Raw genomic sequence first — 24,638 nt, forward strand, 5'->3', positions numbered from 1 at the left:
AACAAAAAACTGTTGACTGAATGCTCACTCATTATATAATGGGAATAGGGGATATAATTCAGAAAATTATATATTTTCGAAGATTCTAAAAAAGAAAGAGAGCTTACAAAGAGAGGGGTAGCATAAAATGAATAGCTTACTAATCATTAATTGGCTGGCTGCCATTGCTGTTATTGCTTATGCGGGGTATTTGTTTGTATATCTTATACGAACAAGGATGGCCTACATACAATTAGGAAAAAAGATTGAATTTGACCGTCGTTTTAAAGAGCGTTGGGATCTTCTTAAGGTCAATGTTTTCGGTCAGAAAAAGCTGCTGAAAGATAAAAAGAGCGGCATCATTCACGTTATGTTCTTTTACGGATTTATTCTTGTCCAATTTGGAGCAATTGACTTCGTTTGGAAAGGACTTGCACCAGGATCGCATCTTCCACTTGGACCACTATACCCTGCATTTACATTCTTCCAGGAAATTGTCACACTCGTTATTTTAATTGCAGTCTTTTGGGCTTTTCATAGACGCTATATTGAAAAGCTTGTTCGTTTGAAACGTAATTTTAAATCAGGCCTTGTTCTTATCTTTATTGGTGGCTTAATGATTTCTGTGCTACTTGGTAATGGGATGGGAATTATATGGCACGGCGAGGAGCTTTCATGGAGTGAACCGATCGCTTCTGCAATCGCTTACGTTTTCTCGGGATTAAATGAAACCGTAGCCATTTCAGTGTTCTATTTCTCTTGGTGGGTGCATTTACTAATTTTGTTAACGTTTTTAGTTTATGTTCCACAATCAAAACATGCGCATTTAATTGCTGGACCAGTTAACGTGTTTTTTGGTCGTCTTTCAAATCCGGGAAAACTTGAAAAAATTGATTTTGAAGATGAAACACAAGAAACATTCGGTGTTGGTAAAATTGAAGACTTTAGACAAAATCAACTTATCGACTTATATTCCTGCGTCGAATGTGGTCGTTGTACAAATATGTGTCCGGCAACAGGAACAGGGAAAATGTTATCACCGATGGATTTAATTTTAAAACTTCGTGATCATTTAACTGATAAAGGAGCAGCGGTAACATCAAAAGCACCGTGGGTTCCAGTTGTTGCTTTTAATAATACACAAGGAAATCAGTTAGCGATGATGGCAGCTGGAAAAGGACAACAAGAATCAGCGGCTACAGCGCTAGCGTACGACCCAAGTTTAATCGGAGACGTTATTACAGAAGAAGAGATTTGGGCGTGTACAACGTGCCGTAACTGTGAGGACCAGTGCCCAGTTATGAATGAGCATGTTGACAAAATTATTGATTTACGCCGCTATCTCGTTTTAACAGAAGGAAAAATGGACGCGGAAGCGCAGCGTGCAATGACAAACATTGAGCGTCAAGGTAATCCGTGGGGACTGAACCGTAAAGAGCGTGAAACATGGCGCCAAGGTGACGATGAAGTAACAGTTCCAACTGTAAAGGAGAAATCAAAAGCTGGCGAAGAGTTTGAATACTTATTCTGGGTCGGATCAATGGGTTCGTATGACAATCGCAGTCAGAAGATTGCGATATCATTTGCGAAGCTAATGAATGAAGCAGGTATTTCATTCGCAATTCTTGGTAATAAGGAAAAGAACTCTGGTGATACACCGCGCCGCCTTGGAAATGAATTTGTATTCCAGGAAATGGCGACTAAAAATATTGAAGAATTTGAAAAAGCAGGAGTGAAGAAAATCGTTACGATTGACCCTCATGCTTATAACACTTTTAAAAATGAGTACCCGGACTTTGGCTTACAAGCAGAAGTCTATCATCATACAGAATTACTAGCCCAGTGGGTGAAGGAAGGTCGTTTAAAACCTGTCCATTCTATTGAAGAGACAGTTACGTACCATGATTCCTGTTACTTAGGAAGATACAACGAAGTATACGAAGCGCCGCGCGATATTCTAAAAGCAATTCCAGGTGTAAACCTTGTAGAAATGGCGCGTAACCGTGAAACAGGAATGTGCTGTGGTGCGGGTGGCGGCCTAATGTGGATGGAAGAAACGACAGGTTCTCGTATTAACGTTGCTCGTACAGAACAAGCGCTAGCTGTACAGCCGTCAATTATCGGTACAGGATGCCCGTATTGCTTAACGATGATTAGTGATGGCACGAAAGCGAAAGAAGTTGAAGAAACAGTTCAAACTTTGGACGTAACAGAGATTTTAGAACGCTCAGTTATCGGACAGAAGAAAGAAGCAATGTAGTTTGTAGGAATGCATTCAAATTTAGAAGAGGTGCAATAATTGCACCTCTTCTAGGCGCAAGGATACCGAGCGAGCGCTCGGTGCTAAAAAAAGAAATGGGGGAAAGAAACATGAGTAAAACAGTTATTTTAAGTGCTGCAAGAACACCGGTTGGAAAATTTGGAGGAACTTTAAAAGACGTGAAAGCAACAGAGCTTGGAGGAATCGCAATTAAGGCAGCGCTTGAAAGGGCGAATGTTTCCGCTAGTGATGTTGAAGAAGTTATATTTGGAACGGTTATCCAAGGAGGGCAAGGACAAATTCCATCACGCCAAGCAGCAAGAGCGGCCGGCATTCCTTGGGAAGTACAGACAGAAACAATAAATAAAGTTTGTGCATCAGGGCTTCGCGCAGTTACGTTAGCAGATCAAATTATTCGTACTGGTGATCAATCACTGATTGTAGCTGGTGGAATGGAATCGATGAGTAACAGCCCTTACATTTTACGAGGGGCAAGATGGGGATACAGAATGGGTAACAACGAAGTTATCGATTTAAACGTTGCAGACGGTTTAACATGCGCATTTTCAGGTATACACATGGGTGTTTATGGCGGAGAAGTTGCGAAGGAAGATGGAATCTCTCGCGAAGCACAAGATGAATGGGCATATCGTAGCCATCAACGTGCGGTTTCGGCACATAAAGAAGGGCGTTTTGAAGAGGAGATTGTACCAGTAACAATTCAGCAAAGAAAAGGCGATCCTATCGTCGTGGCTAAGGATGAGGCGCCACGCGCGGATACAACGATTGAAAAATTAGCGAAATTAAAGCCTGTATTTGATAAGACGTCAGCGGTGACAGCAGGTAATGCTCCGGGACTAAATGATGGCGGTGCTGCACTTGTATTAATGAGCGAGGACAGAGCGAAGCAAGAAGGAAGAAAACCATTAGCGACAATTTTGGCGCATACAGCGATTGCGGTAGAATCGAAGGATTTCCCAAGAACGCCAGGTTATGCAATTAATGAATTGCTGAAAAAGACAGGTAAGACAATTGAAGACATAGATCTATTTGAAATCAATGAGGCATTTGCGGCTGTAGCAATTGCAAGTACAGAAATCGCAGGGATCGATCCGGAAAAATTGAATGTAAATGGCGGTGCTGTAGCAATGGGGCATCCAATTGGAGCGAGCGGAGCACGTATTATCGTTACACTTATCCATGCACTGAAGCAGCGCGGCGGCGGAATTGGAATTGCTTCTATTTGTAGCGGTGGCGGTCAAGGTGATGCAGTGATGATTGAAGTTCACTAATTAAGATTAGAAGATATATAGTTTATTAACAATTAAGGGGGAAGAAAAAATGAGTGTACAAAAGATTGTTGTAATCGGTGCAGGGCAAATGGGTTCAGGTATCGCACAAGTGTGTGCAATCGCAGGCTATGATGTGAAAGTGCAAGATTTAAAGCAAGAGCAATTAGATAGAGGGCTAGCTGTTATTTCAAAAAATTTAGCCCGCCAAGTAGAAAAAGGCCGTATGAAGGAAGAAGAGAAAGATGCGACTTTAAATCGTCTTACATGGACGCTCGATTTAAATAGTGTCAAAGAAGCTGATCTTATTATTGAAGCAGCTGTTGAAAAAATGGATATTAAAAAGAAAATTTTTGCGAATTTAGATGAAATCGCTCCAGAACACGCAATTTTAGCGACGAATACGTCATCGTTACCAATTACGGAAATTGCAGCGGTAACGAAACGTCCTGAGAAAGTAATCGGCATGCACTTTATGAATCCAGTTCCAGTTATGAAACTCGTTGAAATTATTCGTGGTTTAGCTACAGATGATGCAGTGTACGAAACGATTGAGGATATTACGAAAAAAATCGGGAAAGTGCCAGTTGAAGTAAATGATTTCCCAGGGTTTGTATCGAACCGTATTTTATTACCGATGATTAACGAAGCGATTTATACGTTATACGAAGGAGTAGCGACGAAAGAAGCGATTGATGAAGTAATGAAACTTGGTATGAATCATCCGATGGGACCTCTTACGTTAGCTGACTTTATCGGTTTAGATACGTGTTTATACATTATGGAAGTGTTGCATGAAGGATTAGGAGATAGTAAATATCGCCCATGTCCATTATTACGTAAGTATGTGAATGCAGGATGGTTAGGACGTAAAACGGGTCGTGGTTTCTACGTTTACGAATAAAGGCCTCCCTTTATTGAAGTAGTGGTCTTACCAGATTGTTAAAAAGATATATAGCAAACGGAGGCGAAGTACATGAATTTTCACTTTACTGAAGAGCAACAAATGATGAGGAAAATGGTTCGAGATTTTGCACAGAAGGAAATAGCTCCCTTTGTTCCTAGTATGGAACAAGGGGTGTTCCCGAAAGAGATTTTGCAAAAGATGGGTGAGCTTGGACTAATGGGTATTCCTGCGCCTGCAAAATATGGCGGGGCAGAAATGGATTTTATTTCTTACATTCTAGCAATTGAGGAAATTTCAAAGGTAAGTGCAACGGTTGGTGTAATTTTGGCTGTACATACGTCAGTTGGAATGAATCCGATTTTATACTTCGGAACAGAAGAACAGAAGCAGAAATATGTTTCTAAACTGGCGACGGGTGAATATTTAGGTGCATTTGCTCTAACAGAACCGAATGCAGGATCAGATGCAGGTAGTTTGAAATCAAGAGCTGTAAAGAAAGACGATCACTACATCATTAATGGATCGAAAGTCTTTATTACAAATGGTGGTGAAGCAAGTACATATATCGTCTTCGCGTCTACAAATCCAGATGCGGGGAAAAGCGGGATTTCAGCATTTATAGTAGAGAAAGATACACCAGGCTTAATCATTGGAAAAGATGAGCATAAGATGGGGCTTCTTGGTTCTCGTACAGTACAACTTACGTTTGAAGATATGAAAGTGCCGGCCGAGAATTTACTTGGTGAAGAAGGACAAGGATTTAAGGTGGCAATGGCGAATTTAGATGTTGGGCGAATTGGAATCGGAGCGCAAGCATTAGGAATCGCGGAAGCGGCGCTTGCATGTGCGATTGATTATGCGAAAGAGCGTGAGCAATTCGGAAAGCCAATTGCGGCGCAGCAAGGACTCGGATTCAAACTTGCAGATATGGCAACAAGTGTAGAAGCATCGCGATTACTTGTATACAGAGCAGCATCGCTAAGAGCACAAGGATTACCATGCGGTAAAGAAGCTTCTATTGCGAAATTATTTGCTTCTAAGACGGCTGTTGAAGTTGCGATTGAAGCGGTGCAAGTCTTTGGTGGTTATGGTTATACGAAAGATTATCCAGTAGAAAGATTTTTCCGTGATGCGAAGATCACACAAATATATGAAGGAACGAGCGAAATACAAAAGCTTGTAATTAGTCGAGCTTTATAAAAAGGCAGAGGGGGAGACGGGAATGCATTTTAAATTATCAGAAGAACATGAAATGATAAGAAAAATGGTTCGGGATTTTGCGAGGAATGAAGTAGCACCGACAGCAGCAGAGCGTGATGAGGAAGAGCGATTTGATCGCGCTTTATTTGATCAAATGGCAGAGCTTGGTTTAACCGGTATTCCGTGGCCTGAAAAATACGGCGGAATTGGAAGCGATTACTTGGCGTATGTAATTGCCGTTGAAGAATTATCCCGCGTTTGTGCTTCTACAGGTGTAACGTTGTCTGCACATACTTCACTTGCTGGATGGCCAATTTTTAAATTTGGAACGGAAGAGCAAAAACAAAAGTTTTTGCGCCCAATGGCTGAAGGGAAGAAAATTGGTGCATATGGCTTAACAGAACCAAGCTCTGGATCAGATGCTGGTGGAATGAGGACGACTGCAAAACGAGATGGAGACCATTACATTTTAAATGGTTCGAAAATTTTTATTACAAATGGCGGTATTGCTGATATTTATGTTGTTTTTGCATTAACAGATCCTGATTCGAAGCAGCGCGGCACGAGTGCATTTATTGTGGAGAGTGATACGCTAGGATTTTCGGTTGGGAAGAAGGAAAGTAAGCTGGGGATTCGTTCTTCGCCAACAACTGAAATTATATTTGAAGACTGCCGTATTCCTGTAGAGAATTTACTAGGGGAAGAGGGCCAAGGATTTAAAGTTGCGATGCAGACATTAGATGGCGGCCGTAATGGTATTGCGGCACAAGCAGTCGGTATTGCACAATCCGCTTTAGATGCTTCTGTAGAATATGCAAGAGAACGTCATCAGTTTGGGAAGCCAATTGCGGCGCAACAAGGAATTGGCTTTAAACTTGCGGATATGGCAACGGATGTAGAGGCAGCGCGTCTTTTAACATATCAAGCGGCTTGGCTTGAATCTGAAGGGCTTCCGTATGGGAAAGAGTCAGCGATGTCAAAAGTATTTGCAGGTGATACAGCGATGAAGGTAACGACTGAAGCGGTACAAGTATTTGGTGGTTATGGTTATACGAAAGATTATCCAGTAGAGCGTTATATGCGCGATGCAAAGATTACACAAATATATGAGGGAACACAAGAGATTCAAAGGCTTGTAATTTCTCGTATGTTAACGAAGTAGGAACAAAAGCGTAGGTATTTTCCTACGCTTTTTACTTCCAAAAATAATAGAGAGAGGTGAAGGGATGGTTAAACATAATGTACATGCGTCAGTGAAAGATGAAAAATTAGTTGCGTTAAGACGTGAACAAATGATTAAAGGTGCGGTGCAGCTGTTTAAGCAAAAAGGATTCCCGCGTACAACAACGAGAGAAATTGCGAAAGCGGCTGGATTTAGTATCGGAACACTTTATGAGTATATTCGCACAAAAGATGATGTATTATATTTAGTTTGTGATAGTATTTATGAACATGTAAAAGAGCGGTTAGAGGAAGTAGTGTGTACAGAGAAGGGAAGTATAGAAAGCTTAAAGATAGCGATAATGAATTATTTTAAAGTGATGGATGAATTGCAAGAAGAAGTATTAATTATGTATCAAGAGGTACGTTTTTTACCGAAGGAATCACTCCCATATGTATTAGAAAAAGAGTTTCAAATGGTCGGGATGTTTGAGGATATTTTAGAGCAGTGTACGGAAAATGGGACATTTACACTAAATAAAAAGGAAATACAGCTTCTTGCACATAATATTTTCATACAAGGACAAATGTGGGGATTTAGACGTTGGGCCCTGCAAAAACTGTATACTCTCGAAGAATATACAGAAATGCAAATTAGGTATGTACTGCAAGGAGCACATATGTCTCCGAAATAAAGAATGGACAAATTATAATTTTATTGCCCGTAAATAGCGCGATAAAAGTTTCCCGTTTTTTTTGTAGCATATTTGTGCGACTTTTGTTTATAATGAATAGTATGGATTTTTTTAAGCAGACCGTTATATATAAGCTTATATTTGAAGAAAGGAAGTGCCGCATAAGTGGGTTTTAAGCAATATTCACCAGAAGAGCTAAAAGAATGTTCAATGATTGAAGTTGTACATAGTGTTTTAGGGAATAAAAGACAAGCAACGACATTCAACGAGTTGGTTCAAGAAATCGCTCAAGTGCTGGGACTATCTCAAGGGCAAGTTAATACGAAACTCGCACAATTTTATACAGATTTAAACATCGATGGACGTTTCATTAATTTAGGAGAAAATCGTTGGGGGCTACGTAGCTGGTACCCATATGAGCAAATTGATGAAGAAATTCTGCCTCAGCCAAAACCGAAGAAGAAACGCAAAGTTGAAGAAGACGGTTTTGACGACTACATTGAAGAAGATGATGTAGAAGAAGTAGAAGAAGAAGTAGAAGAAGATGTAGTAGATTTGGACAAAGTTCTTGAAGACGAAGACGCAGATGATGAAGATGATGATCTTGATGATTTAGAAGAAGATAATGAAGACTTCGCAGAAGAAGAACTTGAGTATGATGAAACTGAAGAAGAAGAAGAGGAAGAGCGGTAGTTCTTGACTTTTCATTATCGTCCATGTAGAATCATTTTTGGGCTCTTTAAAAAAAGACGATAATACTTTTAAAGTGTAAATATAAAAGAAAATTGCTCCCTACTTATTACTTTATGTGATGAGGGGAGCAATTTTCTTTTTTGTTTTTTGTTTAGAAAATAAAAAGAGTCTAACAATAAGATGGATACAGTGTTATCTACATACGTTGCGCTTTGCAACGGTGATTATATAACAGCAAAATAGGAGGGAGCTTTTTCATGACTAAGTATATTTTTGTAACAGGCGGTGTAGTATCGTCTTTAGGTAAAGGTATTACAGCAGCATCTCTTGGAAGACTTTTAAAGAATCGTGGTTTAAACGTAACTATTCAAAAGTTTGATCCATACATTAACGTAGACCCAGGGACTATGAGCCCCTACCAACACGGTGAGGTATTCGTAACAGATGATGGTGCAGAAACGGACTTAGACCTAGGTCACTATGAGCGTTTTATCGACATCAACTTAAATAAATACAGCAACGTAACAACAGGTAAAATTTACTCTTCAGTTCTTCAAAAAGAGCGTCGTGGTGAATATTTAGGAGGAACAGTTCAAGTTATTCCTCACATTACTAACGAAATTAAAGAACGTGTATATCGTTCTGGTCGCGAAACAAATGCCGACGTTGTTATTACAGAAATCGGTGGAACTGTTGGTGATATCGAGTCTCTACCATTCTTAGAAGCAATTCGTCAAATTAAGAGCGACATCGGTCGTGACAATGTAATGTACATTCACTGTACGTTAATCCCGTACTTAAAAGCAGCGGGTGAAATGAAAACAAAACCAACGCAACATAGCGTTAAAGAGCTTCGCAGCTTAGGTATTCAACCAAATATTATCGTTGTTCGTACAGAACTACCTGTTTCTCAGGACATGAAAGACAAGCTTGCATTATTCTGTGACATCGATACAAAAGCAGTTATCGAAGCACGCGATGCAGATACTTTATATGCGGTTCCATTATCTCTTCAAGAACAAAACATGGACCAAATCGTTTGTGATCACTTGAAGTTAGACAATCCAGCTGCAGATATGACAGATTGGACTGCGCTAGTTAATAAAGTACGTAACCTTTCTAAGAAAACAAAAATCGCTCTTGTTGGTAAATACGTAGAGCTTCAAGATGCATACATTTCTGTTGTAGAAGCGCTTCGTCATGCAGGTTATTCATTCGACACAGATGTAGAAGTAAAATGGGTAAATGCTGAGCACGTAACAGCAGAGAACGTAAAAGAATTAGTTGGCGATACAGATGGTATCCTTGTACCAGGTGGCTTCGGCGATCGTGGTGTAGAAGGTAAAATCGTTGCAATTCAATATGCTCGTGAAAACAAAGTTCCATTCTTAGGAATTTGCCTAGGTATGCAACTTGCATCAATCGAATTTGCACGTAACGTATTAGGATTAGAAGGAGCTAACTCTTCTGAAATTAATCCTGACACACCTTATGCAATTATCGATTTATTACCAGAACAAAAAGATGTAGAAGATTTAGGTGGTACACTTCGCCTTGGTCTATACCCATGTAAGCTTGCTGAAGAAACAAATGCTTACAATGCTTACAATGAGCCGGTTGTATATGAGCGTCATCGTCATCGTTATGAGTTCAACAATCAATTCCGTCCAGATATGGAAAAAGCAGGATTTGTATTCTCTGGTACAAGCCCAGACGGTCGTCTAGTGGAAATTATTGAATTACAAGATCACCCTTGGTTCGTGGCAGCACAGTTCCATCCAGAACTTGTATCTCGTCCAAACCGTCCACAACCATTGTTCCATGACTTCGTAAGTGCTTCTATTACGAATAAAGAGAGCAAGTAATAAAAAAAAGCGCCTGAAATAGGGCGCTTTTTTTAATATTCGTTTAACATTTCATCAATTGTAAATTTCAATCCGTGATAAGCAAATAAAGCTATAATTAAACTTGGGAACCCATAGCGGTTACCTTCATCATCTGGAATAAGACCTTTTAACAGCTTTGTATCAATATGTACATCTGTATATTGTTCCAGTGATTCAACACCTTCTTGAATAGCCGAGATTCCAACGATAGATTGGCCTTCTTCATGAAGTTTTTTCGCGGTTTTTATAATTTCTTCATCTGTCGAAAAACGACTAATAAGAAGTACGCGGTCCGCAGAAGTCACTGCCGCCGGTTCACCGTTTTCTATTAAACGTTTTGCTTGTTTCATTGGTTCGGCGCCAAATAATGCTTCTGAAACAATACCCTCCATTTCGTTTGTACCGTGCAAGTAAATGAAGCCGTCTCCCACTAACGCCTGGGCAAGTAGACGAGCGCTATCTTCTATATTCATTTCCTCTTTTTGAGAAATTCTGGAGAAATATCCACTTAATTGAGTCGAGAAAATTTTTAACATGTTGTTGCTCCTTTCTTTCGTGCTAGCCGGTTCCCATTATAGCTCATTTTTTTTAGAAAGGGGAAATCGTAGGGTAGCATAACGAAATAGTAAACGGTAAAATAAGAAAGAATAGGAAGGGATTTGGCAAAGAGTAGCGAAAATAAACCGATAAGATATAAGAAGCTTTAAATCTTGTACTTACACAGAAAGGTTGGGAGTTATGGAAGGGAAAATTTTAATCGTTGATGATCAATATGGCATTCGTGTTTTATTGCATGAAGTGTTCCAAAAAGAAGGTTATCAGACGTTCCAAGCAGCGAATGGATTTCAAGCTTTAGATATCGTGAAAAAAGATAATCCAGATTTAGTAGTGTTAGATATGAAAATCCCAGGTATGGATGGTATAGAGATTTTAAAACATGTAAAAGAAATTGATGAGAGTATTAAAGTGATTTTAATGACTGCTTATGGAGAATTGGATATGATTCAAGAAGCGAAAGATTTAGGAGCTTTAATGCACTTTGCTAAACCGTTTGATATTGATGAGATTCGTCAAGCAGTGAGAGATCAGCTTGCTGTAGAGGCGTAAAAAGTGAATTTTTTATAAAAAATATGGAAAAAAGCGTTTACATGGACTATTGAGCAGGTGAATACAGTTGAGTTTTTGAGTACAAGTTGTTATCCTATTGAGTGTAGAAAGAAGTCCGGTATGTAAATATACATATTTTACCTTATTCTGGTCATACTACCAGCGATAAGAATTTATCGGATACAAAAAACGTTTTTTAGGAGGATTCACCATGCCTTTAGTTTCTATGAAAGAAATGCTAAACACAGCACTAGAAGGAAAATACGCAGTTGGTCAATTCAACATGAACAACTTAGAGTGGACTCAAGCTATCTTAGCTGCTGCGGAAGAAGAAAAATCTCCTGTAATCTTAGGTGTATCTGAGGGTGCAGCTCGTCATATGACTGGTTTCAAAACAGTTGTAGCTATGGTTAAAGCTTTAATCGAAGAAATGAACATTTCTGTTCCTGTAGCGATTCACCTTGACCATGGTTCAAGCTTCGAAAAATGTAAAGAAGCAATTGATGCAGGTTTCACATCTGTAATGATCGACGCTTCTCACCACCCATTCGATGAAAACGTTGAAACTACTAAAAAAGTGGTAGAATACGCACACGCTCGTAACGTATCTGTTGAAGCTGAGCTTGGAACAGTTGGCGGACAAGAAGACGACATCATCGCTGAAGGCGTAATTTACGCTGATCCAGCAGAGTGTAAGCACCTTGTTGAAGCAACAGGTATCGATTGCCTAGCTCCAGCTTTAGGTTCTGTACACGGTCCTTACAAAGGTGAGCCTAACTTAGGATTCGCTGAAATGGAACAAGTTCGCGACTTCACTGGCGTACCTTTAGTATTACACGGTGGTACTGGTATCCCAACTGCTGATATCGTAAAAGCTATTTCTCTAGGTACTTCAAAAATTAACGTAAACACTGAGAACCAAATTGAGTTTACAAAAGCTGTTCGTGAAGCATTAAACAAAGACCAAGAAGTTTACGATCCTCGTAAATATATTGGACCTGGCCGCGACGCTATCAAAGCAACTGTTGCTGGTAAAATGCGTGAGTTCGGTTCTAACGGTAAAGCGTAAGAATAAAATTCCGTTTTGGAAACCGTCTAGTCTTTTAGACGGTTTCCTTTCGTTGTATAATGAAAGCGCGAACAAGTCTAAAGATTTTATAAAGTGAATTTTTGGTTTGCGAATATAGAAAATAATGTGCATAGTCCTATTAATAAATGTGGTAAGTATCTGAATTGAGTAATTTGATTCGATGAATAGTTAATCTTCATCTATTTGTACAGCAGGGGAGCTACAGGTGATGGTTTTCTACTTATTGAGTTTCAGGATGGAAAGAGTGATTGAGATTCTTAAGGGGGAATCTTCTACTTCTTATAAAGAAGTAGAAGATAAATACATTCACAAGAAGGGAGCTCAATATGGAAAAGTTGCTAATTGAAGGCGGAAGAGCTTTAAATGGAACGATTCGTGTGAGTGGTGCAAAGAACAGTGCTGTTGCACTAATTCCAGCGACAATTTTAGCAGATACTCCAGTAACTATTGGCGGTGTTCCTAATATTTCGGACGTGAAAATGTTAGGAGACTTACTAGAGGAAATTGGAGGGAAAGTAACTTATGGGCAGGAAGAAGAGATGGTAGTCGATCCTTCTAACATGGTTGCGATGCCTTTACCAAATGGAAAAGTGAAAAAATTGCGCGCCTCTTATTATTTAATGGGTGCAATGCTTGGCCGTTTTAAAAAAGCTGTTATTGGGCTTCCAGGTGGATGTCATTTAGGGCCACGACCGATTGATCAGCATATTAAAGGGTTTGAAGCGTTAGGGGCATATGTTACAAATGAACAAGGTGCCATTTATTTAAGAGCAGACGAACTACGTGGGGCACGTATTTATTTAGATGTTGTTAGTGTAGGAGCTACGATTAATATTATGCTAGCGGCTGTACGAGCGAAAGGTAGAACTGTTATTGAAAATGCAGCGAAAGAACCAGAGATTATTGATGTAGCTACATTGTTAACGAGTATGGGAGCACGTATTAAAGGTGCTGGTACAGACGTAATCCGAATTGATGGTGTGGATTCACTGCACGGTTGTCACCACACTATTATTCCAGACCGTATTGAAGCTGGTACGTATATGATTTTAGGAGCAGCATCAGGAGGAGAAGTAACAGTTGATAATGTTATTCCTCAGCATTTAGAATCCGTTACTGCGAAGCTAAGAGAAGCTGGTGTTCAAATTGAAACGAACGATGACCAAATTACAGTGAACGGCAATAGAAGGTTAAAAGTAGTTGATGTAAAAACGCTTGTATATCCAGGGTTTCCAACGGATTTACAACAGCCGTTTACAACGCTTTTAACAAAAGCGCATGGAACAGGAGTTGTAACTGATACAATTTACAGCGCACGTTTCAAGCATATTGATGAATTGCGCCGTATGAACGCGCAAATTAAAGTAGAAGGCCGTTCAGCAATTGTGACTGGACCGGTTTTATTGCAAGGTGCGAAGGTGAAAGCGAGTGACCTACGAGCTGGTGCGTCCCTTGTTATTGCGGGTTTAATGGCAGATGGCATTACAGAAGTAACGGGACTTGATCATATTGATCGAGGTTACGAAAATATAGTAGACAAGCTTAAAGGGCTTGGTGCAAACATTTGGCGAGAACAAATGACAAAGCAAGAAATTGAAGAAATGAAGAATGCATAAAGTGAAACTTTAATCAGTATGGGGTATCCCACGTCGATTATTAACCCTCACCAATCGGGATAAGGTGGTGATACTTCCGTTAATGGGGAGCGAAGAATCACTACTAACGGAAGTACACTTTATAGAAAAATAAGGTTCACAAAATACGGCAGAAATATAAAGGCTTAAAGGAGAGGGATTATCGTGGAAAGAAGTTTATCTATGGAGTTAGTACGTGTAACAGAGGCTGCAGCATTATCATCAGCGCGTTGGATGGGGCGGGGAAAAAAAGATGAGGCAGATGGTGCAGCAACATCAGCTATGCGTGATGTATTTGATACAATTCCGATGAAAGGTACAGTTGTAATTGGCGAAGGTGAAATGGATGAAGCGCCAATGCTATATATCGGAGAAAAATTGGGTACAGGATATGGACCACGCGTAGACGTTGCAGTTGATCCTCTAGAAGGGACAAATATCGTAGCGGCTGGCGGCTGGAATGCGCTTGCTGTTATTGCAATTGCAGATCACGGCAATTTGTTACATGCTCCTGACATGTACATGGATAAAATAGCGGTTGGTCCAGAAGCAGTTGGTGCAGTTGATATTGACGCACCTATTATCGACAACTTACGTGCAGTTGCGAAAGCGAAAAATAAAGATATCGAAGATGTTGTAGCGACAGTTTTAAACCGTCCACGTCATCAAGCAATTATCGAAGAAATTCGTAAAGCTGGTGCTCGTATTAAATTAATTAACGATGGAGATGTAGCTGGAGCAATCAATACAGCATTTGACCGTACTGGTGTAGATATTCTATTCGGTTCTGGTGGAGCACCTGAAGGTGTATTAGCTGCGGTCGCATTAAAATGCTTAGGTGGAGAAATTCACGGGAAGCTCTTACCTCAAAACGAAGCTGAACTAGCTCGTTGTAAAAGAATGGGTATTGAAGATATCAATCGTATCCTTCGTATGGAAGACTTAGTAAAAGGTGACGATGCAATCTTTGCAGCAACAGGTGTAACAGACGGAGAACTATTACGAGGCGTTCAATTTAAAGGTAGCGTCGGAACAACACAATCCCTTGTTATGCGTGCAAAATCAGGCACAGTACGCTTCGTAGACGGCCGCCATAGCTTAAATAAAAAACCGAATTTGGTTATTAAATAAAAAGCGTAAGCAGCTCGTTCAGAATGGGAGGGGGATGGAGCTTCAGACGTAGAGGCGCTTTTTGCCTCGCAGGAAGAAGTGAAGCCACCGACCATTCTAGCTGCTGAAGCTGGATTAAATAAAAAGTGCAAGCGGCTCGTTCAGAATCGCAGGGCACTTCAAACTCCTGACGAAGAGGCGCTTTTTGTCTCACAGGAAGGGGTGAAATGACCGGAGATTCTAGCCCCTGGAACTGAATTAAATAAAAGCAGAAATACCTTATCTATTCTGCCTTAAAATCAGGTGAGTAGAAAAAAGAAAGAAATATGAAAAGGCGAAGACAAATTTTCTTGTCTTCGCTTCTTGTATTTGTGTTTCAACGTATTGATTAAAACTAGATAAAAGGGTTACAATAGTGAATATTATCCTACTTGAACTTATTGCCTTTCATTATTATTTATTTGCCTTCCGTATTTTTCCCTTTACCCATGTGAAAAGAGAATAAAGTTAAAGTGTGGTGTCTGAATGAATTTGTCAATTGCAGCATTAGAAAACATGAAATTAAAAGAGTTATACGAGCTTGCGAAGGAATTTAAGATTTCGTATTACAGCAAGTTAACGAAAAAAGAGCTAATCTTCTCTATCTTAAAAGCTCGAGCAGAAAAAGAAGGTTTCTTTTTCATGGAAGGCGTATTAGAAATTATTCAATCAGAAGGATTTGGATTCTTACGTCCTATCAATTATTCTCCAAGCTCAGAAGATATTTATATCTCGGCTTCGCAAATTCGTCGTTTCGATTTACGTAATGGAGATAAGGTTTCTGGTAAAGTACGACCTCCGAAAGAAAATGAGCGCTATTTTGGATTGCTACAAGTTGAAGCTGTAAATGGAGATGATCCAGACTCAGCAAAAGAGCGTGTACATTTCCCTGCATTAACACCGTTATACCCAGATCGCCAAATGAAATTGGAGACGGAAACGAAAAAGTTACCGACACGCATCATGGATTTAATCGCACCAGTTGGATTTGGGCAACGTGGTTTAATTGTTGCGCCTCCAAAGGCTGGTAAAACAAGTCTGTTAAAAGAAATTGCACACAGTGTCACAACAAATCATCCGGAAGCAGAATTAATTGTACTTTTAATTGATGAGCGTCCAGAGGAAGTAACAGATATTGAACGTTCTGTTAAAGGTGATGTTGTAAGTTCTACTTTTGATGAAGTGCCAGAGAATCATATTAAAGTAGCGGAGCTTGTATTAGAGCGTGCAATGCGTCTTGTAGAACATAAAAGGGACGTTGTCATTTTAATGGATAGTATTACCCGTTTAGCGCGTGCTTACAACCTTGTTATTCCGCCAAGTGGTAGAACCTTATCAGGTGGTATTGATCCTGCTGCTTTTCATAGACCGAAGCGTTTCTTTGGGGCTGCGCGTAATATCGAAGAGGGCGGTAGCCTAACGATTTTAGCAACAGCGCTTGTTGATACAGGGTCTCGTATGGATGATGTAATTTACGAGGAGTTTAAAGGAACTGGAAATATGGAACTTCACTTAGATCGCTCATTAGCTGAGCGCCGTATCTTCCCAGCGATTGATATTCGTCGCTCTGGTACGCGTAAAGAAGACCTATTAATTCCGAAAGAACATTTAGACAAGCTGTGGGGTATTCGTAAAACAATGCGTGATACACCAGACTTTGTTGAAGGCTTCTTACGTAAACTTCGTCAAACAAAGACAAATGAAGAATTTTTACAAAACATTGTTGCAGACTCAAAAAGGTATGTAACCACTAAGTAAAGGGAAAAGATGGGGACTCGCTTATTTCGTAGTAAGCGAGTTTTTTATGTTTTTAAGGGAATATTAGAGAGAGTAATATATGGAAAAAATTTGTTTTTTGAGATGGAAATCATATTTGGATTGAGAGCTTGAAGTGCCCTACGATTCTGGGCGAGCCGCTTGCGCTTTAAGGTGTATCTAGTTCCATCTCCAGCGGCTAGAATGGTCGGTGGCTTCGCGTCTTCCTACGAGGCAAAAAGCGCCTCTACGTCAGAAGCTCCATCCCCCTCTCATTCTGAACAAGCCGCTTGTGCTTTTAGGTATATCCATCTCCAGCGGCTAGAATCTCCGGCCATTTCGCTCTCTCGGTCGAAGCAAAAAGCGCTTCTTGGTCGAGAGCTTGAAGTGACCTGGATTCTGAACGAGCCGCTTGTGCTTTTAATTGATATCCAGTTCCGGCGGCTAGCTCTTCGTGTCTAAGAACCTCCCGCACTAAAGGTAAAAAGCACCTTTTGTGCGAGAGAACCTTAGCCAGTCAGAGCTGAGCGAGCCGCCTCCACTTTTAATTTTAAAAAGACAAAAACAGGTAGTTGCAAAATGGAGTTAGCCTTGTTATAATTTCATCATATGTGTTTCATCAATATAGTTGTGTAAGCAGCTGAAGATGAAAAACTCTGTTTCGAAAATGATTCAGGGCGGAAGGAGATGAAAAGAATGAAAGCAGGAATCCATCCAAATTACAATAAAGTTGTATTTATGGACACGAACACTGGCTTCAAATTCTTAAGCGGGTCTACAAAAGGCTCTAGCGAAACTGTTGAGTGGGAAGATGGTAACACTTATCCATTACTAAAAATTGAGATCAGTTCTGATTCTCACCCATTCTACACTGGACGTCAGAAGTTTGCTACTGCAGACGGACGTGTTGACCGCTTCAATAAGAAATACGGCATCAAGTAATAAAGAACATAAAACAGGCAAGTGTATGTATTCGCTTGTCTGTTTTTTTTGCGAAAATATTAAACCTTTACCCTACTTTGGATTAGGAAAGTAGATGAAAGGAGAGCTCAATGTACTTAATGAATCAAAATGGTTGGATTGAAGTGATTTGCGGGAGTATGTTTTCTGGGAAATCAGAAGAGCTCATCCGCCGTATACGCCGTACACAATTTGCGAAACAACATGCGATTGTATTTAAACCATGTATTGATAATCGTTATAGTGAAGAAGATGTTGTATCACATAATGGATTAAAGGTTAAAGCAGTTCCTGTTTCAGCTTCAAAAGATATATTTAACCATGTAACAGAAGAAATGGATGTTATTGCAATCGATGAGGTACAATTTTTTGATGGGGACATTGTGGAAGTGGTGCAAGTATTGGCAAATCGTGGCTATCGTGTCATTGTAGCTGGATTAGACCAAGATTTCCGTGGTCTACCATTTGGACAAGTTCCTCAGCTGATGGCGATTGCTGAACATGTAACTAAATTGCAGGCAGTTTGTTCTGAATGTGGATCTCCTGCAAGTCGTACGCAACGTTTAATCGATGGAGAACCAGCGGCATTTGATGATCCAATTATTTTAGTTGGGGCTTCAGAATCGTATGAACCACGTTGTCGTCATTGTCATGCAGTACCTACAAAACAAAGATAAGTGAAACTCGCTATGTAGAGCGGGTTTTTTTCGAAAATAGATGAAGATTGGTGGCAAGCTCTTCGTGTCTAAGAACCGCCGCTACTCAAGGTGAAAAGCACCTTTTGTACGAGAGAACCTTAGCCAGTCAGAGCTGAGCGAGCCGCTTGCGCTTTTAAATATTATCTAGCTCCAGCGGCTAGAATCTCCGGCCATTTCACTCTCTCGCTCGAAGCAAAAAGCGCTTCAAGGTCGAGAGTTTCAATGTCCTGCGATCCTGAGCAAGCCGCTTACGCTTTTAAATATTATCTAGCTCCAGCGGCTAGAATCTCCGGCCATTTCACTCTCTCGCTCGAAGCAAAAAGCGCTTCAAGGTCGAGAGTTCCAATGTCCTGCGATTCTGAGCAAGCCGCTTACGCTTTTAAATATTATCTAGCTCCAGCGGCTAGAATCTCCGGCCATTTCACTCTCTCGCTCGAAGCAAAAAGCGCTTCAAGGTCGAGAGTTCCAATGTCCTGCGATTCTGAGCAAGCCGCTTATGCTTTTAAATATTATCTAGCTCCAGCGGCTAGAATCTCCGGCCATTTCACTCTCTCGCTCGAAGCAAAAAGCGCTTCAAGGTCGAGAGTTCCAATGTCCTGCGATTCTGAGCAAGCCGCTTACGCTTTTAAATATAATTTGCGTTTTTTTGATTAAGTACCATATACTATTTGTATTAGATACTAGGATGTAGAGGTGAATGGTGTGTTAGATCGTTTGCAAGCTGTAGAAGATCGTTATGAGAAGTTGAATGAGTTGTTAAGTGACCCAGAGGTTATTAGCGATACAAATAAGCTTCGTGAGTATTCAAAAGAGCAATCTGATATTCAGGACACGGTAGAGGTGTACCGTGAGTATAAAGATGTTCGTGAGCAATTACGAGATGCAAAAGCAATGTTAGAAGATAAGTTAGACGCTGATATGCGTGATATGGTAAAAGAAGAGGTTTCTGAATTAGAAGGACAAGAGAAAACATTATCAGAACGTCTGAAAATTTTACTTGTTCCAAAAGACCCTAATGATGATAAAAACGTTATCGTTGAGGTTCGTGGCGCTGCTGGTGGTGACGAAGCAGCTTTATTTGCTGGTGATTTATATCGTATGTATAGCCGTTATGCTGAGGTGCAAGGTTGGAAAACTGAAATTATCGAAGCGAGCTATACAGAGTTAGGTGGATATAAAGAGATTATCTTTATGATTAACGGTAAAGGTGCTTTCGCGAAGCTGAAATTCGAGAATGGTGCTCACCGTGTACAACGTGTTCCTGAAACGGAATCTGGCGGACGTATTCATACATCTACAGCAACTGTAGCTGTACTACCAGAGGCAGAAGAAGTAGAAATTAATATTCATGAAAAAGATGTTCGTGTTGATACGTTTGCTTCTAGTGGTCCTGGTGGACAAAGCGTTAATACAACGATGTCAGCGGTACGTTTAACGCATTTACCGACTGGTGTAGTTGTATCTTGTCAGGATGAGAAATCACAAATTAAGAATAAAGAAAAAGCGATGAAAGTATTACGCGCACGTGTTTATGATAAATTTAGACAAGAAGCGCAAGCTGAGTATGATCAAAACCGTAAACAAGCTGTTGGTACGGGAGATCGTTCAGAGCGTATTCGTACGTATAACTTCCCGCAAAACCGTGTTACAGACCATCGAATCGGTTTAACGATTCAAAAGCTAGATCAAATCCTACAAGGTAAGTTAGATGATTTCATCAATGCCTTAGTGATGGAAGATCAGGCGCAAAAGATGGAGGCAGCTGAGTAATGCGTGTCTATGAAGCCCTGAAATGGGCTTCTTCTTTTTTACAGGAAAATGGACGAGATGAAAATGCGGGAGAAATTGTCCTTTGTCATGTATTAAAGACGAACAGAACCGGAATGCTCATGAATATGCGTGAAGAAATAACTGCGGAACAAGAGAAAAGTTTTGCAGAATTTATCCACAAGCATGTAGAAGGTATTCCGATCCAATATATGCTCGGTTATGAAATGTTTTATGGCCGATCATTCTTTGTAAATGAAGAGGTATTGATACCAAGACCGGAAACAGAGGAACTTATAGTTGGAGTGCTAGAGAGAATTGAGCGCCATTTCGGTAATGAGGAGCTTCACATAGCGGATATTGGAACAGGTAGTGGAGCGATTTCTATTACGCTCGCTTTAGAAAATAAAAATCTTCATGTGTATACAGTAGATATCGCACAGGAGTCGATTGAAGTTGCAGAAGAAAATGCAAAAACTTTAGGGGCGGATGTAACTTTCTATCACGGCGATTTACTGTCTCCGTTTTATGAAACAGGTCAGAAGTTAGATGTTGTTGTTTCCAATCCTCCGTACATACCAGAGGAAGATTGGCGTGGTCTTTCTACTGTTGTGAAGGAGCATGAGCCGAAGCGTGCGCTTGTTGGTGGGGAAGATGGACTAGATTTCTATCGTCGTTTTATGGAGGAATTGCCGAATGTATTACAGAACAAGGCGATTGTGGCGTTTGAAATTGGTGTAGGGCAAGGTGAAGATGTGAAAGCATTATTACAGCAAACTTTCCCGCGAGCTCAAGTTGAAGTTGTATTTGATATTAATGGAAAAGATCGCATGGTATTTGCAGAGATGGAGTAAGGCATAAGCCTTACTCTATTTTTTGTATGAAAAATTCGTAACTACTCAGCCATACATTTTATTTAGAATTTTGGTAAGGGGAATTATTTCAGCGAAAATACGCACCTTATTACCTATACATAGCCAGTTCCTCTCGCCAATTAAAAAAATGCTTTTCTATCGGTTTTTTATATAGATTTTGAATTTAATAGTTTAGAAAGATGAAAGTCTGTCCACACTGTTTCTAGAGGGGACGGTGGAGGAAATGAAAAAACAAGTTATTGCTTACTTTCTTTTATTATTAATTGGTGCACAGTTACTTGTGCAGTTTGGATATATGAAAGCTGATGCAAAAGGGCCTACTGTTATTCCGAAAGAGGCCGTTCGATTACGTATTTTAGCTAATAGTGATTCCGATAAAGATCAGGCGTTAAAGCGTAAAGTACGCGATGAAGTAAAAGCGCAAATTGATGGATGGGTAGCGGATTTAACGTCATTTGAAGAAGCTCGAAAAGTAATTCAAAATCATATTCCTGAAATTGAAAAGACAGTGGCAAATACACTAAAAAGAGAAGGAAGTAAAGAGGCGTTTCAAGTGAAATTCGGTAAGAATGTGAAGTTTCCTACAAAGGTATATGGGAATTTTATTTATCCGGCAGGAGAATATGAAGCGGTACTTATTACAATTGGAAAAGGTGAAGGTGCAAACTGGTGGTGTGTATTATTTCCACCGATGTGTTTCTTAGATTTTTCAAGTGGTACAGCTGTAAGGAAAGAAGAACATGTTGTGAAAGCTGAATCTCCTGAAGAGGAGCAGGTGAGACAACTAGATGAGGAAGTAGTGGATGTACCGGAGAAGAAAGAGGATAAGGTGAAAGAAAAGAAAGTAGTAAAGCCGGAAAAAGCTGAAAAAGTAACAGCACAGGAAAAGAAAGTAGTAAAACACGAAACACAAGTAGAAGAACAGCCTGTAAAAAAAGTAGAAACAAAAACTGTGGAAAAAGTGGAGAAACCTGTGGAGCAAAAACAAGAAAAGCAAAATGAATATGTAACAGTAGAAGAGGAAGAGAAACCAGAGGTTAAATTATTTATCGTCGAAGCTTTTACATCTTTATTCTCTAAATAGTGCTATTAATAAATCCTTCCTCATATATATCAATGAGGAGGGATTTACTATGAAGAACGTGTATTTTGCTACGAAAGCAGATGTAGAAAGATTACATTCTTTTTTCGGACAAGCTAATAAAAAAGATGATAAAATAAATGAGTTGTACGCACAATTTATGATCTTGGAAGAGGCGGGAGAAATACGAGCGGTAATTGGATATGAACAAAGTGGAGAAAATGCACTTATCCGTTCTTGTTTATTCACACCTAATGTGGATAAACAGACTTTCTTATATTTTTTCGAGATGTTTTTGCAGTATATGAAAGAAAAAGATATTCGACAATTGTACTTACTCACAAATCATCCACAATCTGTGACCATCTTTCAGTTTTTTAACTTTGTCATTGTAGAGAAAGAGGAAGTGCCAGAGGAAATTCGACAGTTAGAACACTTTTGTAAAAATATAAAAGAGCTAAATGCAATAATACTAAATTGTCAGCTATTCACAAAGTTATCCACGGATTAACAAGGTTTATCCACATTTTGTGGATAAACCTTGTTTGTCTTTTGGATAAATCTCATAGTAAACTAAAAATAGACAAGTATTTCATGGTAGAAAAGGACGTGGGAAAAAATGCATACAAATATGTGGGTTGTGGATAATGTTGTGGAAAGAAAAAAATATTATCCACAATTAAAAGAAGCAGCGAGATTATTAAGAGAAAATGAAGCGGTGGCCTTCCCAACGGAAACGGTATATGGGTTAGGAGCAAACGCAATGGATGATGAAGCGATAGCGAAAATTTTTGAAGCGAAAGGGAGACCGAGCGATAATCCACTGATTGTCCACATAGGAACAAAATCTCAGTTAGATGGTATCGTAAGAGAAATTCCGCCGGTTGCAGAAAAGTTAATGGAGCATTTTTGGCCAGGACCATTAACAATCATTTTACCGAGAAAAAAAGGGATTTCAGAGAGGGTTACGGCAGGACTGAATACAGTCGGAGTGAGGATGCCGGATCATCCAGTAGCGCTCGCCCTTATTGAAGAGGCAAACGTGCCTGTTGCGGCACCGAGTGCGAATCGTTCAGGACGCCCAAGTCCAACGTTAGCTTCTCATGTGTATGAAGATTTAAATGGGAAAATTGCTGGTATTGTTGATGGCGGGGCAACAGGAGTAGGCGTTGAATCAACTGTAATTGATTGTACGAGCGAGGTTCCGACGATTTTACGTCCAGGTGGGATTACGAAGGAGCAATTAGAGGCCGTGATAGGAAATGTTTCTTTAGATCCAGCTTTAAAGGATGAGAAAGAAAAACCAAAATCACCTGGAATGAAATATACACATTATGCACCGAAAGCACCACTTAGTATTGTTGAAGGGTCCCGTGAGTTTATTCAACGTATTGTGGATGAGAAAAAGAAAGAAGGATTTAAAGTAGGTGTATTAACGACAGAAGAGTATCAGCATGTGTATAGTGCAGATGTTGTATTGTCTTGTGGTGTGCGAAGCGATTTAGCCAGCGTTGCGACTAAGTTATATGATGTGCTTAGAACGTTTGATGCAAGTGAAGTAGATGTTATTTTTAGTGAATCATTCCCGAATGAAGGCATAGGAAATGCAATTATGAATCGTTTAACAAAAGCTGCGGGACATCAGATTATTATTGAATGATAATGTACCTTTAGCAAACAGAATATTTCTCCTCGGATAAGCATATTGTGAAGTAGCACGTCCGAGGGGGGATATGAATGACACTTGAACAATTAATACCTTTAATAATTATGGCATTTGCTCTGGGGATGGATGCATTTTCAGTGAGCCTCGGTATGGGGATGGTAACATTAAAGTTAAGACAAATCCTTTATATAGGTATGACGATTGGGATATTTCATATTATTATGCCATTTATCGGAATGGTACTAGGACGTTTTCTATCAGAGAGGTATGGGGATGTCGCAAATTTTGCAGGAGCTATTTTATTAATTGGGCTAGGGTTCTATATCGTATATTCGTCTATTTTAGAAGGGGAAGAGACTAGAACTGCTCCAATTGGAATTAGTTTATTTGTATTTGCATTTGGTGTCAGTATAGATAGTTTTTCAGTAGGTCTTAGTCTTGGAATTTACGGAGCAGAGACAATTATTACGATATTATTGTTCGGACTAATAAGTATGTTACTGGCTTGGATGGGTTTATTGCTTGGTAGCCATGCCAAGAATATACTTGGCACATACGGTGAAATAGTAGGTGGTATTATTCTTGTTGGGTTTGGATTGTATCTCCTTTTTCCTATATAATTTTATGTAGGAGGGAATTATGAACAAGCTATTGGAATGGTATGTTAAGCTTTTAACCTTCTTTCCTCGATGGCTAAGAAGACTTATAATATTGGGTGTTATTTTGCAAATTTCGATGTTAGGTTGGATTAAGTTAATTCGTGAATGGTGAGATAGTTCCTTTCTG

The 24,638-nt window shown here is 39.8% G+C and carries 23 protein-coding genes; 22 read left to right on the top strand and 1 reads right to left on the bottom strand.

The features are described from left to right. Positions 1 to 127: 127 nt before the first annotated feature. The 8 genes from MKX66_RS20590 to pyrG all read left to right on the top strand — a co-directional run bounded on the left by MKX66_RS20590 (position 128) and on the right by pyrG (position 10,049). Entirely contained in the window at positions 128 to 2,239 is a 2,112-nt protein-coding gene (locus MKX66_RS20590; RefSeq protein ID WP_002130078.1) for a heterodisulfide reductase-related iron-sulfur binding cluster, read from the top strand. Positions 2,240 to 2,349: 110 nt separating this feature from the next. Next, positions 2,350 to 3,531: an acetyl-CoA C-acetyltransferase gene (locus MKX66_RS20595; protein WP_002089769.1), complete on the top strand. Its 1,182-nt coding sequence runs from the start codon at positions 2,350 to 2,352 to the stop codon at positions 3,529 to 3,531. 49 nt (positions 3,532 to 3,580) lie between these two features. Beyond that, entirely contained in the window at positions 3,581 to 4,432 is an 852-nt protein-coding gene (locus MKX66_RS20600; RefSeq protein ID WP_215590497.1) for a 3-hydroxybutyryl-CoA dehydrogenase, read from the top strand. Between the two features lie 72 nt (positions 4,433 to 4,504). After that, on the top strand, positions 4,505 to 5,635 hold the full coding sequence (locus tag MKX66_RS20605; protein ID WP_002034888.1) for an acyl-CoA dehydrogenase: 1,131 nt from the start codon (positions 4,505 to 4,507) through the stop codon (positions 5,633 to 5,635). Positions 5,636 to 5,657: 22 nt separating this feature from the next. Beyond that, on the top strand, positions 5,658 to 6,797 hold the full coding sequence (gene acdA, locus MKX66_RS20610) for an acyl-CoA dehydrogenase AcdA (RefSeq protein ID WP_341086994.1): 1,140 nt from the start codon (positions 5,658 to 5,660) through the stop codon (positions 6,795 to 6,797). Positions 6,798 to 6,861: 64 nt separating this feature from the next. Beyond that, the gene (locus tag MKX66_RS20615; RefSeq protein WP_002034889.1) at positions 6,862 to 7,491 is read left to right on the top strand and encodes a TetR/AcrR family transcriptional regulator; all 630 of its coding nucleotides are present in this window, start codon (positions 6,862 to 6,864) and stop codon (positions 7,489 to 7,491) included. Positions 7,492 to 7,656: 165 nt separating this feature from the next. Further along, positions 7,657 to 8,184, top strand: a complete 528-nt coding sequence (rpoE, locus tag MKX66_RS20620; protein ID WP_002143883.1) for a DNA-directed RNA polymerase subunit delta — start codon at positions 7,657 to 7,659, stop codon at positions 8,182 to 8,184. A gap of 257 nt (positions 8,185 to 8,441) precedes the next feature. Continuing rightward, positions 8,442 to 10,049, top strand: coding sequence for a CTP synthase (pyrG, locus tag MKX66_RS20625; protein WP_002016314.1), 1,608 nt, complete (start codon positions 8,442 to 8,444; stop codon positions 10,047 to 10,049). A 32-nt stretch (positions 10,050 to 10,081) separates the two neighbouring features. On the opposite strand, the gene MKX66_RS20630 is transcribed toward pyrG, so the two are convergent. Beyond that, on the bottom strand, positions 10,082 to 10,606 hold the full coding sequence (locus MKX66_RS20630; protein WP_002143880.1) for a DUF2529 domain-containing protein: 525 nt from the start codon (positions 10,604 to 10,606) through the stop codon (positions 10,082 to 10,084). A 202-nt stretch (positions 10,607 to 10,808) separates the two neighbouring features. Between MKX66_RS20630 and spo0F the strand changes: the two genes are divergently transcribed. The 14 genes from spo0F (at position 10,809) to MKX66_RS20700 (ending at position 24,623) form a co-directional block, all read left to right on the top strand. Beyond that, entirely contained in the window at positions 10,809 to 11,177 is a 369-nt protein-coding gene (gene spo0F / locus MKX66_RS20635; RefSeq protein ID WP_000398592.1) for a sporulation initiation phosphotransferase Spo0F, read from the top strand. Positions 11,178 to 11,388: 211 nt separating this feature from the next. Beyond that, positions 11,389 to 12,246, top strand: a complete 858-nt coding sequence (locus MKX66_RS20640; RefSeq protein ID WP_002016312.1) for a class II fructose-bisphosphate aldolase — start codon at positions 11,389 to 11,391, stop codon at positions 12,244 to 12,246. A gap of 347 nt (positions 12,247 to 12,593) precedes the next feature. Then, positions 12,594 to 13,883 (top strand): UDP-N-acetylglucosamine 1-carboxyvinyltransferase, encoded by a 1,290-nt coding sequence (murA, locus tag MKX66_RS20645; protein WP_002034893.1) that lies wholly within the window; start codon positions 12,594 to 12,596, stop codon positions 13,881 to 13,883. A 183-nt stretch (positions 13,884 to 14,066) separates the two neighbouring features. After that, a complete protein-coding gene (gene glpX, locus MKX66_RS20650) occupies positions 14,067 to 15,032 on the top strand; it encodes a class II fructose-bisphosphatase (protein ID WP_002016310.1) in 966 nt (321 codons plus the stop codon). A 504-nt stretch (positions 15,033 to 15,536) separates the two neighbouring features. Beyond that, a complete protein-coding gene (rho, locus tag MKX66_RS20655; protein WP_002016308.1) occupies positions 15,537 to 16,808 on the top strand; it encodes a transcription termination factor Rho in 1,272 nt (423 codons plus the stop codon). A gap of 693 nt (positions 16,809 to 17,501) precedes the next feature. After that, positions 17,502 to 17,747 carry a type B 50S ribosomal protein L31 gene (locus MKX66_RS20660; protein WP_000643447.1) on the top strand — a complete coding sequence of 82 codons (246 nt, stop codon included), beginning with the start codon at positions 17,502 to 17,504 and terminating at the stop codon, positions 17,745 to 17,747. Between the two features lie 110 nt (positions 17,748 to 17,857). Then, positions 17,858 to 18,442 (top strand): thymidine kinase, encoded by a 585-nt coding sequence (locus MKX66_RS20665; RefSeq protein ID WP_002016305.1) that lies wholly within the window; start codon positions 17,858 to 17,860, stop codon positions 18,440 to 18,442. Between the two features lie 723 nt (positions 18,443 to 19,165). Next, complete coding sequence (prfA, locus tag MKX66_RS20670; protein WP_002113060.1) at positions 19,166 to 20,233, top strand: peptide chain release factor 1; 1,068 nt, start codon at positions 19,166 to 19,168, stop codon at positions 20,231 to 20,233. Beyond that, on the top strand, positions 20,233 to 21,084 hold the full coding sequence (prmC, locus tag MKX66_RS20675) for a peptide chain release factor N(5)-glutamine methyltransferase (RefSeq protein WP_341086996.1): 852 nt from the start codon (positions 20,233 to 20,235) through the stop codon (positions 21,082 to 21,084). The genes prfA and prmC overlap by 1 nt, the downstream gene beginning before the upstream one ends. A gap of 244 nt (positions 21,085 to 21,328) precedes the next feature. Then, positions 21,329 to 22,189 (top strand): stage II sporulation protein R, encoded by an 861-nt coding sequence (spoIIR, locus tag MKX66_RS20680; protein ID WP_002130069.1) that lies wholly within the window; start codon positions 21,329 to 21,331, stop codon positions 22,187 to 22,189. 49 nt (positions 22,190 to 22,238) lie between these two features. Beyond that, the gene (locus tag MKX66_RS20685; RefSeq protein ID WP_002034898.1) at positions 22,239 to 22,697 is read left to right on the top strand and encodes a mechanosensitive ion channel protein; all 459 of its coding nucleotides are present in this window, start codon (positions 22,239 to 22,241) and stop codon (positions 22,695 to 22,697) included. Between the two features lie 108 nt (positions 22,698 to 22,805). Further along, complete coding sequence (locus tag MKX66_RS20690) at positions 22,806 to 23,846, top strand: L-threonylcarbamoyladenylate synthase (protein WP_002016299.1); 1,041 nt, start codon at positions 22,806 to 22,808, stop codon at positions 23,844 to 23,846. A gap of 77 nt (positions 23,847 to 23,923) precedes the next feature. After that, positions 23,924 to 24,472 (top strand): manganese efflux pump MntP, encoded by a 549-nt coding sequence (locus MKX66_RS20695; RefSeq protein WP_002016298.1) that lies wholly within the window; start codon positions 23,924 to 23,926, stop codon positions 24,470 to 24,472. Positions 24,473 to 24,491: 19 nt separating this feature from the next. After that, a complete protein-coding gene (locus tag MKX66_RS20700; RefSeq protein ID WP_002139014.1) occupies positions 24,492 to 24,623 on the top strand; it encodes a hypothetical protein in 132 nt (43 codons plus the stop codon). The last annotated feature ends 15 nt before the right edge of the window (positions 24,624 to 24,638 follow it).

This window comes from Bacillus sp. FSL R9-9530, assembly GCF_038008145.1.
Lineage (GTDB): Bacteria > Bacillota > Bacilli > Bacillales > Bacillaceae_G > Bacillus_A > Bacillus_A mycoides.

What these genes read in the sequence shown, in the direction of transcription:
- MKX66_RS20630 (WP_002143880.1), bottom strand. Translation starts at nt 10,606, where the DNA reads ATGTTAAAAATTTTCTCGACTCAATTAAGTGGATATTTCTCCAGAATT.
- spo0F (WP_000398592.1), top strand. Translation starts at nt 10,809, where the DNA reads ATGGAAGGGAAAATTTTAATCGTTGATGATCAATATGGCATTCGTGTT.
- MKX66_RS20695 (WP_002016298.1), top strand. Translation starts at nt 23,924, where the DNA reads ATGACACTTGAACAATTAATACCTTTAATAATTATGGCATTTGCTCTG.
- MKX66_RS20685 (WP_002034898.1), top strand. Translation starts at nt 22,239, where the DNA reads ATGAAGAACGTGTATTTTGCTACGAAAGCAGATGTAGAAAGATTACAT.
- MKX66_RS20615 (WP_002034889.1), top strand. Translation starts at nt 6,862, where the DNA reads ATGGTTAAACATAATGTACATGCGTCAGTGAAAGATGAAAAATTAGTT.
- acdA (WP_341086994.1), top strand. Translation starts at nt 5,658, where the DNA reads ATGCATTTTAAATTATCAGAAGAACATGAAATGATAAGAAAAATGGTT.
- MKX66_RS20665 (WP_002016305.1), top strand. Translation starts at nt 17,858, where the DNA reads ATGTACTTAATGAATCAAAATGGTTGGATTGAAGTGATTTGCGGGAGT.
- MKX66_RS20605 (WP_002034888.1), top strand. Translation starts at nt 4,505, where the DNA reads ATGAATTTTCACTTTACTGAAGAGCAACAAATGATGAGGAAAATGGTT.
- MKX66_RS20590 (WP_002130078.1), top strand. Translation starts at nt 128, where the DNA reads ATGAATAGCTTACTAATCATTAATTGGCTGGCTGCCATTGCTGTTATT.
- MKX66_RS20600 (WP_215590497.1), top strand. Translation starts at nt 3,581, where the DNA reads ATGAGTGTACAAAAGATTGTTGTAATCGGTGCAGGGCAAATGGGTTCA.
- MKX66_RS20640 (WP_002016312.1), top strand. Translation starts at nt 11,389, where the DNA reads ATGCCTTTAGTTTCTATGAAAGAAATGCTAAACACAGCACTAGAAGGA.
- murA (WP_002034893.1), top strand. Translation starts at nt 12,594, where the DNA reads ATGGAAAAGTTGCTAATTGAAGGCGGAAGAGCTTTAAATGGAACGATT.
- pyrG (WP_002016314.1), top strand. Translation starts at nt 8,442, where the DNA reads ATGACTAAGTATATTTTTGTAACAGGCGGTGTAGTATCGTCTTTAGGT.
- MKX66_RS20690 (WP_002016299.1), top strand. Translation starts at nt 22,806, where the DNA reads ATGCATACAAATATGTGGGTTGTGGATAATGTTGTGGAAAGAAAAAAA.
- MKX66_RS20660 (WP_000643447.1), top strand. Translation starts at nt 17,502, where the DNA reads ATGAAAGCAGGAATCCATCCAAATTACAATAAAGTTGTATTTATGGAC.
- prmC (WP_341086996.1), top strand. Translation starts at nt 20,233, where the DNA reads ATGCGTGTCTATGAAGCCCTGAAATGGGCTTCTTCTTTTTTACAGGAA.
- MKX66_RS20700 (WP_002139014.1), top strand. Translation starts at nt 24,492, where the DNA reads ATGAACAAGCTATTGGAATGGTATGTTAAGCTTTTAACCTTCTTTCCT.
- spoIIR (WP_002130069.1), top strand. Translation starts at nt 21,329, where the DNA reads ATGAAAAAACAAGTTATTGCTTACTTTCTTTTATTATTAATTGGTGCA.
- MKX66_RS20595 (WP_002089769.1), top strand. Translation starts at nt 2,350, where the DNA reads ATGAGTAAAACAGTTATTTTAAGTGCTGCAAGAACACCGGTTGGAAAA.
- rho (WP_002016308.1), top strand. Translation starts at nt 15,537, where the DNA reads ATGAATTTGTCAATTGCAGCATTAGAAAACATGAAATTAAAAGAGTTA.